At 59.8% G+C, this 10,636-nt stretch carries 9 protein-coding genes; 4 read left to right on the forward strand and 5 right to left on the reverse strand.

What is annotated here, in order from left to right; translation table 11 throughout:
* Positions 1-108: 108 nt before the first annotated feature.
* Both LG383_RS02110 and LG383_RS02115 read right to left on the reverse strand, forming a co-directional pair.
* Positions 109-585 (reverse strand): DMT family transporter, encoded by a 477-nt coding sequence (locus LG383_RS02110; RefSeq protein ID WP_225758238.1) that lies wholly within the window; start codon positions 583-585, stop codon positions 109-111.
* 4 nt (positions 586-589) lie between these two features.
* Positions 590-1,024, reverse strand: a complete 435-nt coding sequence (locus LG383_RS02115; RefSeq protein ID WP_106994966.1) for a DMT family transporter — start codon at positions 1,022-1,024, stop codon at positions 590-592.
* Between the two features lie 100 nt (positions 1,025-1,124).
* Between LG383_RS02115 and LG383_RS02120 the strand changes: the two genes are divergently transcribed.
* The 4 genes from LG383_RS02120 (at position 1,125) to LG383_RS02135 (ending at position 5,738) form a co-directional block, all read left to right on the forward strand.
* Positions 1,125-2,057 (forward strand): LysR family transcriptional regulator, encoded by a 933-nt coding sequence (locus LG383_RS02120; RefSeq protein ID WP_225758239.1) that lies wholly within the window; start codon positions 1,125-1,127, stop codon positions 2,055-2,057.
* A 24-nt stretch (positions 2,058-2,081) separates the two neighbouring features.
* On the forward strand, positions 2,082-2,666 hold the full coding sequence (locus tag LG383_RS02125) for a hypothetical protein (protein ID WP_225758240.1): 585 nt from the start codon (positions 2,082-2,084) through the stop codon (positions 2,664-2,666).
* Positions 2,667-3,265: 599 nt separating this feature from the next.
* Complete coding sequence (locus LG383_RS02130) at positions 3,266-3,631, forward strand: hypothetical protein (RefSeq protein ID WP_166183501.1); 366 nt, start codon at positions 3,266-3,268, stop codon at positions 3,629-3,631.
* A gap of 10 nt (positions 3,632-3,641) precedes the next feature.
* Positions 3,642-5,738, forward strand: a complete 2,097-nt coding sequence (locus LG383_RS02135; RefSeq protein WP_225758241.1) for a pyrroloquinoline quinone-dependent dehydrogenase — start codon at positions 3,642-3,644, stop codon at positions 5,736-5,738.
* 125 nt (positions 5,739-5,863) lie between these two features.
* Here LG383_RS02135 and LG383_RS02140 read toward each other — a convergent pair whose 3' ends face one another.
* The 3 genes from LG383_RS02140 to LG383_RS02150 are packed head-to-tail and all read right to left on the reverse strand — an operon-like array spanning position 5,864 to position 10,636.
* Entirely contained in the window at positions 5,864-7,063 is a 1,200-nt protein-coding gene (locus tag LG383_RS02140; RefSeq protein WP_166183497.1) for an HlyD family efflux transporter periplasmic adaptor subunit, read from the reverse strand.
* Positions 7,044-9,239 carry a type I secretion system permease/ATPase gene (locus LG383_RS02145; RefSeq protein ID WP_106994973.1) on the reverse strand — a complete coding sequence of 732 codons (2,196 nt, stop codon included), beginning with the start codon at positions 9,237-9,239 and terminating at the stop codon, positions 7,044-7,046. The genes LG383_RS02140 and LG383_RS02145 overlap by 20 nt, the downstream gene beginning before the upstream one ends.
* Positions 9,236-10,636, reverse strand: coding sequence for a TolC family outer membrane protein (locus LG383_RS02150; RefSeq protein ID WP_225758242.1), 1,401 nt, complete (start codon positions 10,634-10,636; stop codon positions 9,236-9,238). Before LG383_RS02150 ends, LG383_RS02145 begins: the two co-directional genes overlap by 4 nt.

A 10,636-nucleotide genomic window follows, 5' to 3' on the forward strand; every position in this document is an offset into this window, starting at 1 on the left:
TAACCAATTTGCCGCGGGCTGGCGAATCGGCTGTATTTGCCGGGTGGCGCTACGCTTACCCGGCCTACAACACCCTCGTAGGCCCTGCAAGCGCAGCGCCGCCGGGCATTATGTTGCCTGCGCAGGTTCTTCTTTCGTTTCCGGCGTTCTGCTGCTGGAGTAGATAAAGAACAACGCGATCCCCAGGCAGACGACAGCCCCCAGACGGCTCATCGAAAACGGAATGGCCGCATTGCCCAGCCAGCCGAAATTGTCGATCAGCATGCTCATGGTGAGCTGACCAAAAATCACCGCCACCGTGGCGACCGCGGTACCGATACGTTGCACGGCCAGCACCATAATCACGATGTAGGGCACGCCAAACATCGCCCCCAGCAGCTGCCATTTAGGCACATCCATCAGGGTGACGGCATGCTTCGGCTCAAAGAAGAAGATCAGCAGGGCGGTGACCAGCGCGCCGACGGAAAAGGTCAGGAACGCGCTTTTGAAGACGCCGACTTTGCTGCCCAACTGGCCGTTGATGGCGGCCTGGATGCTCAGCGTCGCACCGCCGATGACCGCCAGAATAATCATGATAAATGTCATTGTGTTACCCCTGTGCAACCAGAACCAGCGCGGCGATGATGAACCCCAGCGCGATGATGCGTTTACTGTCAATTTTGCGGTGTGGCGTGCCCAGCAGGCCGTAATGGTCGATGATCAGGCTCTTAAAGACCTGGCCCGCAAGAATACCAATCATGGTCATGGCGATGCCGATGGCCGGGGTCGCAATGGTCAGAATAATGACGTAGATCGGGCCGAGCACCCCGCCCAGCAGTTGCCATGAGGGTTGGGCGAAAAACGACGGGCTATTGCGCGGGCTGAAAAACAGCATCAGCAAAAAGGTCAGGGCGGCGCCCACGCCGAACACGCTGAACGTGGCCCACAGATCGCCCACCTCGCCGCCGAGCGGCCCCAGCAGCCCAGCCTCGACGGACAGCCCCATGCCGCCCGCGATCACGAATAAAATCAATATCAGTTGCATACTACGCCGTCTCTCCATCGTTAAGGCCGGGAAGCGTACGCCTGAACATCCGTGAGAAAAATGCCATAATGCAATAAACACCTGTGCAGGAAATGCATTAATGTACGACGCCGCAAACATCAATATTCGCTGGCTGCTGATCTTTATTGCGGTCTATGAAACCCAGAACTTTTCGGTGGTGGCGCGGCGGGAAGGGGTTTCGGCCTCGCAGGTCTCCCGCGTGATTCATCAGCTTGAAGACGCCCTCGGCCAGCAGCTGTTCTACCGCAACACGCGGGCGATCATCCCTACTGAGAGCGGTCATCTGTTTATCCGCTTTGCCCGGGCGATGGTCAGTAATCTTGACGATGCGCGCCGGGAGCTGGACGAGCGCAAGCGGGAGCCTACCGGCGTGGTGCGTATCAATGCCCCGGTCTTTTTCGGCCAGCGGCATATCGCACCCGGCCTCCCTGGCCTGACGGAGCGTTATCCCCGGCTTAGCATCGAGCTGACGCTGACCGATGATTATATCGATCCCCATCGGGATGCCGCCGACGTGATCTTTCGTATCGGCGCGCTGACCGACTCCACTTTTCACGCCCGGGTGCTGGGGCAGCAGTTTTATCACCTGGCCGCCTCGCCGGCGTACCTGCGCAAATACGGCACGCCGGGATCGGCGGACGATATTATGGGTCACAAATGCCTGGTTTATCGCGGCTCGTCCGGCCCCAACCGCTGGCTGCTGCGTCGGCCCGGCGAGGCGTGGACCCACTATCCCGTCACGCCGCTGATGTCATCCAACAACGCCGAAACCCTGCTTATCGCGGCATTGGGCGGAATGGGGATGGTGCTGTTCCCCGACTGGCTGATTGGCGACCGGGTCCACAATGGTGAGTTGATAAAACTCCTGCCGGACCACGAGGCCTCCATCAATACCGAGCCGCTCACTATTGCGGCGATCTACCCCCATACGCGCCATCCGCCGCTGAATGTGCGGGCGGTGATTGATTACTACGTGGAGGCGTTTGGTTCGCCGCTTTACTGGCAATCATAGGTTAATGCTCAAAGGAGAAGGTAAATGCGTCAACTGTCAGTCCTGTTCTGTCTGCTGTTACTCACCGGGTGCGTCGTCAGCTCGCCGCAAAAAGCGCAATTTAATGCGGAGTATCCCAACCGCCAGGATATTCGCAGTCACACGCTGTACCGCTTTATGACGAAACCGCTCAAGCCGGGTGGGGGGAAATACTACGGCGCAAACGATCTGGCCGAGACGCTGTATGTCAGAGCTGACAACGCGGCGATGGTGGAGTTACGCTTCAACTATCCCGGCAGATCGCTGCAGGTGAAATCGCTGGATGCGCAGAACAGAACGCTGCGGGAGGAGACTTACGCGCTGCTGGATGCGTCGGCGGCAAAACCGTCCGGTGTCGAAAGCCGGTACTTCTTCCTGACCAAAGAGGGCGTACTGTTAACGAAGTATAAAAATTGCACCCCGGATATGAGCGTCGGTTGTCAATGGCAGGACCGCACGCTGTTTATTACCCGCAACGGCGATATGGCGGTGCAGTTAGCCAAAGGCGGCGCGGGTATGGCGTTTCTGGTGATCCCGTTTTATGGCTCGCAGAAATATCTGGAGATTTTCCCGAAAGCGCCGGGCGCGTAGTTGCCTTTCTCTCTCTCCCTTGAGGGAGAGGGCTGGGGTGAGGGGGGACAGGCCGCACTGCATCGCCGGGTGGCGGCTACGCCTTACCCGGCCTGGAACACCGCTCTGATGCGGGCAAATACAAATTAATGAATTGTTATTATGGTTTTTAATTAGCTAACTATAAGACTGTAACTACGTTGATTATCTTTCAGGGTTACGCACATGTTTCTGTCATGGTGGATAATTGTTCCAGTCGTAATAGGGGTCGCCATACTCTTCGTCATGGTTTCCCGTCTCTCTAATGAAGTCGATAAGCTTGAAACGGCGTTAGAAGAGAGCCGGGGCCAGCTGAAGTCTCTCGGTTATCACGCTGATGCATTCAAACAGGCGACGCGACGCGTACCTGAAAATTTGCAGCGGGTGAAAAGTTAAACATCACCTGGCCAGGAATCGCCTTAAATAAATCCTCTTCTATACTCATTTACGTTTAGTGAATTATGCCGCTGTTCTTCACGCTGCGTTGATTTTTTAGCTACCGCCCGCGCCAATAACAGCTGCACTTACCCACAAAAACGCCGTTTGAGTTATTTGTTCATTTTATAAGGGGACTTCCTGGTATGTTGCACTCTCAACCCTCCCGCGTCGGCAGCCTGTTGCTGTTGCTGGCTGCGGTCATTGGCTTCGCGGTGGCGTTATACGCGTGGCTGACACCGCTTACTGGCGTCACCGGTACTATTGGTGCGCTGGGCGTGGCCATCGCCTGCCTGTTTCTGGCAATCCTGAGCTTTATTTTGCGTGCCGCATCCCGTCGCGGCGGGCGCATTTTCCTGATTATTGTCACCCTCGTGTTCTTGTTTGGGATTGGTTTTGCAGCCGCGCTGCTGCACCAGTACATCATTACGGCAGCTATGGTGGTCGGCCTGGTCGGTCTGATTATGCTGAGCAGCAATTCCGTTCGTCACAATCCCCGCGTCAGAGCCTGAGGAGCCACCCGTGCATAACGATAAACACTATTCCGTCATTAAGGTCAGCATGACTGCGCTGGCGCTGCTGGTTACTCCACTCTCGCTGCAGGCGCAGGATAAAGCCGCTGAAGCCTCTCAGGGGACCCAGGAAGAACTCAATGTGGATGCGGCCGATCAGCAGGCGCCGGGCACCACAAAAACCACTGACGAGGCGTCAACCGGTCAGGAAGGCGGACAAAAAGTCGCGTCGGTCAATCAACCTGCGACGCCGCTGGTGCCCTCTGCCGCCACCTGGGACAGCTTCCATGGGCAGCTTAACGCCCAAAAATACAGTCCGCTCACCCAGATTACGGCGGAGAACGTCGGTAAATTAACCAAAGTCTGGGAGTTCCATACCGGCGACGTCTCGGATGGTAAAGGCGACACCCCGGCTACCGTCTGGTCCGCGACACCCATCTTCGCCAATGAGACCATCTACATAGGCACCCCTTTCGATCGCCTGATTGCGCTGGACCCGGGCACGGGTAAAGAGAAGTGGCACTATGACACCAAATCTTCACGCAAGGCGCTGACCCAGCCGGTGCTGAAAAACCGCGGCGTCTCTTACTGGCAGGCAAAAAATCCGGTCGCCGGAGAGGCGTGTCAGAAGATGGTTTACATGGGCACCGTTGACGGCATGCTCTTTGCGCTGGATGCCGATACCGGCAAGCCGTGCAGTGGCTTTGCGGACAAGGGGGTGCTGAACATTAATCAGTGGAACACGGTTAATGCCAAGTACCCGCTCTCCATCCTGCAGCCGCCAACCGTCGTAGGCGACCATCTGATTGTTGGCTGGGCCGGCAAAGACTGGGCCTATGCCGAAGCGCCTCCTGGCAGTGTATTTTCCATCAATGCCCGCACCGGCGAGCGCGAATGGACCTTTGATGCGATCCCGGCTGAGATCCGCCAGCGTACCGGGACGGCCAACGTCTGGACGCACATGTCCGCCGATGAGGCCAACGGTCTGGTCTATCTCCCGGTGTCATCCCCGTCCCCTAACTACTGGGGTGGCAACCGCGTCGATCCTATTCCACTCGGCACCTCTACCACCGCGCTGGATATCAATACCGGTAAAGTGGTCTGGTCTCGTCAGTGGGTGCACCACGACGTGTGGGATTACGATATCAACTCTGCGCCAACGCTGATGGATATCACCGTCAACGGCAAGCAGATCCCGGCGCTGATTCAGGCCACCAAGCAGGGCTTTTTGTTTGTGGTTAACCGTCTGACGGGCGAAGATGTCTGGCCTATCGAAGAGCGGCCGGTACCGCAGGGCGATGGTTCGGTGCAGGGCGAAGTTCTCTCGCCAACGCAACCTTTCCCGACCAAACCTGCACCGCTGCTCGATCAGTCGAAAAAACCAGAGATCTGGAAGCTGGCGGATGTCGTCGGTGCCGGGCAGTGTACTCGCCTGTGGGACAATCTCACCTATGACGGCATGTACACCCCGCCTGTCACCAAAGGTGAAGGCACTCTGACCTATCCCGACAGCGCCGGTGGCGTGCAGTGGGGCGGGGTGGCGTTCGATCCGCACAAGCAGATTGCCATCGTTAACACCTCCCATATCGTGCAGTACGTGAAGCTCTACAGCCGTGAAGATTACGATAAAGCGGATAAAAGCGCCGGGAATGAGAGCGGCTTTGCGCCTCAGGAAGGGGCACCTTACGGCCTGCGCCTGATGGTGGCGAATAACTGGCTGGGTATGCCGTGCTGGAAGCCGCCGTTTGGTGAGATCGTGGCGCTGGATATGCATACCGGTGATGTGAAGTGGCGTCGTCCGGTTGGCGCATCGCAGCAGTATGGCTTCTTTATGCCGGAAAGCTGGGGTTCACCGACCATTGGCGGCCCGGCGGTGACAGCAGGGGGCATTGTCTTTATCGGTGCCTCGATGGATGCCAAAGTGCGCGCTTACTCGGTGGAGAGCGGTGAAGAGCTGTGGGCCGATCAGGTTGAAGCTCCTGCGGTAGCGAACCCGTCGGTCTATGAGTACAAAGGCCGTCAGTATGTGGCGTTTGTTGCGGGCGGGAACACTATCCTGAAGGACCAGGTGGGCGATCAGGTGGTGGTGTACGCACTGCCTGAATAGTACCGTTCACATACCCCAGGGGGGAGGAGGTGCACTGAACCCCCCACCTGAGTCGCATGTTCCCCCTCACCCTAACCCTCTCCCTCAAGGGAGAGGGGATCGTCCGTGCGGGAGAGGGCAAAAAACTACCTTTCCCTTAACGCCTCTTTCGCACGGTTAAACGGCTTAATCATATAATCCATCACCGATTTCTCGCCGGTTTTGATATCCACCGTGGCAATCATCCCTGGCACAATCGAGAAGTGCCTCCCCGCTTTGTTGACCAGATAATCCTGGCTGGTGCGGATAAACACCCGGTAATAGAACACTTCCGGTTTCGCCTCATCCTGGATGGTGTCCGGCGAGATAGTCTCCACCACGCCGTCCAGCCCGCCGTAGATGGCGTAATCGTAGGCGGTGATCTTCACCAGCGCCTTCTGCCCCGGGTGGATAAAGGCGATATCGCGCGGTGACAGGCGGGTTTCAATCAGCAGGTGATCGTCCACCGGCACAATCTCCATCATCTCGCCGTTCGGCGGGATAACGCCGCCGATGGTGGTCACCTTGATGTTCTTCACAATGCCACGCACCGGGGAGGTCACCGTCAGACGAGTCACCGAATCCTCACGCCCCTTCAGCACCGCAGAGACCATGTCCACTTCGGCATTGGATTTGGACAACGCTTCCCGGGCCTGCACGTAATACTGCGAGCGCAGGTCGGTGAGCTTCAGCTCCAGGTCGCTCTTCTGGCGCTGCAGGCGCAGGGCTTCGACGTGGCTGGCGGCACCGGTTTTCACCAGCCGCTGGGTGATGGCGAGTTCCGCGTTAACCAGCTCCAGCGCCTGGCGCAGCTCGCGCCGGGAGTCTTCCAGCTGCTGGCGGCGGGAGTTGTAGAGCCGGGTTTCCGCGGCGATCAGATCGGTCCATTTCGCCAGCTCGGGCGGGAAGGTGAGCGGCAGATCGTTCACCTCCGCATGCAGACGGGCGCTGGAGGCCAGCGACGCGCGGTAGCGGGCGGCACTTTCACCGACGTTAGATTCAGAGCGGGTCGGGTCGAGACGGGCCAGCACCTGGCCGGCCTGCACCTGATCCCCCTCGTGGACCTTCAGCTCGGCGAGGATCCCGCCGTCGAGCGACTGTAAAACCTGCTCGCGGGAGCTGGGGATCACCTTCCCGGTGCCGGTCGATACCTCATCCAGAATGCTGTACCACGCCCATACTCCGCCGATGATAAACAGCAGCAGGCTGATTAACACAATGCTTCTGGCCCCGGTATAGCCGCTCTCGGAACCGAGGGTGTTATCCAGATCGTCTATCGCGGCGGCATCATGCTGACTGATTTTCATTTTTCCACTCCCGGCCATTTGCCTGCTGCGATTGTTGCTGCATCCGGCTGTTGCTCAGCGCCTGGGCTTTCGGCGCATCCATCACCAGCATTCCCTCTTTCAACACCACCACGCGCTCCACCAGCTCCAGCATCGGCACCCGGTGGGTGGCGACGATTAGGGTCCGGTTGCCAAGCCACTGGCTCAGGCGCTGAATAAATTCGCGTTCGGTGTGCTCATCCAGCGAGGCGGTAGGTTCGTCCAGCAGGACGACATTGGGATCGCGCAGGAACATACGCGCCAACAAAATTGACTGGCGCTGGCCGCCGGAGAGCCCGACGCCGTTCTCCATGATCGGATGGTCCAGCCCCTTCGCCAGCTTCTGCACGAAGGTGGCCGCGCCGCACATCTCCAGCACGGCAAAAATCTCGTCGTCGGTGGCGCGGGGCATCCCGAGGGTGATGTTCTCCCGCAGGGTGCCGTAGAACAGCCGCGCGTTCTGGCTCATCAGGCCGACGTTACGCCGCACGTCCGCCATGTCGAGATGGGGCAGGCTGAGGTTGTCGAGCCGCAGTTCGCCGCCCACCAGATCCATCCCGCCGACCATCGCCTGCAGCAGGGTCGATTTGCCCGCGCCGTTACGGCCGAGGATCGCCACGTGCTCGCCGGGTTTGATCTCCAGCCGGTTGATGCGCAGAACCGGGTTCTGCACGTCACCGCCGTAGGCAAACTGCGCCTGTTCGAACAGGTAGTGGCCGCGCAGCACGTCCTGGCGGATCGGCGTCTCTTCGCGCTGGTTCTCGGTGGGGAGCTGCATAATGTTGTCCAGCCCCTCTTTGGCTGCTTTGACCTGCTGCCAGCGGGCGAGCACGCCGCACAGGGTCGCCATCGGGGCGATCATCCGCGAGGCCAGCATCGAGGCGGCCACCACCGCACCGGTGGTCATTTCGCCTTCGATCACCATCGGGGCACCCACCACAATCACCGCGGTGTAGACCAGGCTCTGAATGGTCATTCCCCAGCTGATCAGGCCCTGGGTCAGCTCGCGGGTCTTCAGGCCCGACTCGGCGGTGATCTGAATGTAGCTGTTCCACTGTTGCAGGAAGCGGTTCTCCGCCTGCATCAGCTTGATGTCCTCCAGCCCCTGCACGCTCTCCACCAGCACCGCGTTGCGCAGGGTCGATTCATGGGCCGACTGCTTCGCCAGCGCCGCCAGCTTTTTCTGCAGCAGCAGGCCCGGCAATACCATCAGCACCGCCGCCACCGGGGCGATCCACGCCAGCGACGGGGCGATGATCGCCAGCACGCCGACAAACAGGAAGAAGAAGGGCAGGTCAACAATGGTGGAGATGGTCGAGGAGGTGACCATCTCGCGGATCTGCTCCAGCTCGCGCAGCTGGGAGATAAAGCTGCCGGTGGAGCGCGGCACCGCGCTGTTACGCAGGCGCAGGGCATGGCCGAACACCCGGTCCGAGACGCGCAGGTCGGCCCGTTTGCCCAGCAAATCCATAATGTGGCAGCGGGCGAGACGCAGGATAAAGCCGAACAGGGTGGCAATCAGCACCCCGATGGTCAGCACGTAGAGGGTAGGGTAGGACTGGGCGGGGATCACCCGGTCATAGACCTGCATCGAAAACAGAATCCCGGCCAGCGACAACAGGTTGATGAACAGCGCCGCCAGCATCACGTAGGTGTAGGGGCGCAGGTCGCGCATCACCAGCCGGTAGAGCCAGTCCGGGCGGTATTTTGAGATATAGGCATCCACCCGGCTGTCTTTTAACGCCGCCAGCGGACGCAGGGCCACCACCTGATGAATGGCCGGCAGCAGCGCCGCCAGCGAGATGCGGTTGGTCTGGGCCTTGCCGTCAAAGAAGCAGACGTCGAGCATGTCTTCCCCGTCGAAGTGCTCAATGACGCCGATCTTGCCGTCATTAAGCTCCACCACCACCGGCAGACGCCAGCTGTTGATCGACTCCTGGCCGTTGTTGAGCAGCTTAAAGGAGAGCCCCGCCTCGCGGGCCAGCCCGCTCAGGGCCGGGGTTTTGCTCTTCCCCTGTAGCCAGGGGGCGCCAGCCACCAGCGCGCCGGGAGAGCAGGCCACCCGGTAGCGGGTGGCGACATAGCCAAACGCCTGCGCCCAGTGTTCCAGCGCCTCCTGCGTCAGTGGCTCCTCGTGAAGGATATCGTCTCGCGTCATGGCTGGATCTCCACTGACTGAATAGTGTGGTTTTCAAGGCTGAAGGCGTTGCGCATTCGCCCGGTGTTATACAGGCAGTTGATCTGCAGCTGGTGCAGCTGTCCGGCGGTTTGCCACTGGGTAAAGCGGGTCTGGTAGACCTCCTGCTCGGCGTTCAGCACGTCCAGCAGCGGGCGGGAGCCCAAATCCAGATACTGCTGCTGATAGAGTTCGCGGGTGCGCTGGCTGAGGGTCTCCTGGCGGGACTGGATCTGCAGGGTGCTCATCAGGCTCATCACCTGGCTGCGCGACTCCTGCAATTTTTGCCGCACGTCCAGCCGGGTGCGCTGCACGTTGGACTGCGCCGCCTCCACCGCGTGGCTGGCGGCGTTACGCCGGGCGTCCAGGCCGCCGCCCTGGTAGATCGGCATCTCGACGTTGACCGACACGTTGTACTGGGTTTTATCCAGCGTGTCGTGGCCAGGATAGCGATTGTTAATGTAGTGGCGAACCTCCGGCTCCAGCGAGATGGTCGGGGTCATCTGGGCGTTGGCGTAGTCCAGATTGGCCTGCGCCACGTTGGCCTGCGCCCAGGAGGAGAGCACCGCGGGCACCAGCCGGTCATCCGGATCTTTGATGTCGCAGCTTTGGGCCAGTTTGGCCGGGAAGGCGTTGCTTACCTCGTTGAGGTTGTTCCAGCCGAGGTTGCTCATCAGCGTGGCGCGGGCACTGTCGAGATTGGCCTGATACTGCATCAGCTGCGAGCGTGCCCCTTCGATACGGGCGTCGGTCTGCACCACGTCCGAGAGCGAGGTAGCCCCTTCGTCGTTACGCTGGCGCGTCAGTTTGCCGATGCTGCCGAGGGCCTCAAGCTGCTCTTCGGCGGTCTCCACCATCTGCTGCCACATCTGCACCTGCACCAGCGCGGTGGCGGTATCCCGGGCGATGGTATCAATGCTCAGCAGGACGTTGGCCTGCTGCTGCACCACGCCCGCGTCTTCGGCCCGCACCTGGCTGGAAACTTTACCGAAGTCATAGAGCATCTGGGAGAGGGAGAGCACCACGGAAGGGGTAAAGCCGGTGTCGCTGGAGTTGTTACTGTAGCCGTTGTTGATCCCGGCGCTGATCTGCGGGTAGTACTTCGATTTGGCGACATCAACCTGCTGGATCTGTTCGTAGAGTTTGCCCACCGCTTCGCGAATGGTGGGGTGCCAGTTAACGGCACGGTTCACCGCATCGCCCAGGGTTAAGGTGCCGGGGGCAGCCGGGCTTGTCGGCAACGCTACCCGGCCATTCAGCGAGGGCAGCTCCTGATTTTCATTTACTTGTCCAAAACTAATGACCGCAGGGGAGTCGGCAGCCAGGGCGTGCCCGGACAACAGGCAGCACCCAAGCCACCAGCAAGGTGCTTTGTTCAT

This window comes from Leclercia sp. Marseille-Q4284 (assembly GCF_916618945.1).
GTDB lineage: Bacteria > Pseudomonadota > Gammaproteobacteria > Enterobacterales > Enterobacteriaceae > Enterobacter > Enterobacter tamurae.

What these genes read in the sequence shown, in the direction of transcription:
- LG383_RS02150 (WP_225758242.1), bottom strand. Translation starts at nt 10,636, where the DNA reads ATGAACAAAGCACCTTGCTGGTGGCTTGGGTGCTGCCTGTTGTCCGGG.
- LG383_RS02145 (WP_106994973.1), bottom strand. Translation starts at nt 9,239, where the DNA reads ATGACGCGAGACGATATCCTTCACGAGGAGCCACTGACGCAGGAGGCG.
- LG383_RS02125 (WP_225758240.1), top strand. Translation starts at nt 2,082, where the DNA reads ATGCGTCAACTGTCAGTCCTGTTCTGTCTGCTGTTACTCACCGGGTGC.
- LG383_RS02120 (WP_225758239.1), top strand. Translation starts at nt 1,125, where the DNA reads ATGTACGACGCCGCAAACATCAATATTCGCTGGCTGCTGATCTTTATT.
- LG383_RS02115 (WP_106994966.1), bottom strand. Translation starts at nt 1,024, where the DNA reads ATGCAACTGATATTGATTTTATTCGTGATCGCGGGCGGCATGGGGCTG.
- LG383_RS02110 (WP_225758238.1), bottom strand. Translation starts at nt 585, where the DNA reads ATGACATTTATCATGATTATTCTGGCGGTCATCGGCGGTGCGACGCTG.
- LG383_RS02130 (WP_166183501.1), top strand. Translation starts at nt 3,266, where the DNA reads ATGTTGCACTCTCAACCCTCCCGCGTCGGCAGCCTGTTGCTGTTGCTG.
- LG383_RS02140 (WP_166183497.1), bottom strand. Translation starts at nt 7,063, where the DNA reads ATGAAAATCAGTCAGCATGATGCCGCCGCGATAGACGATCTGGATAAC.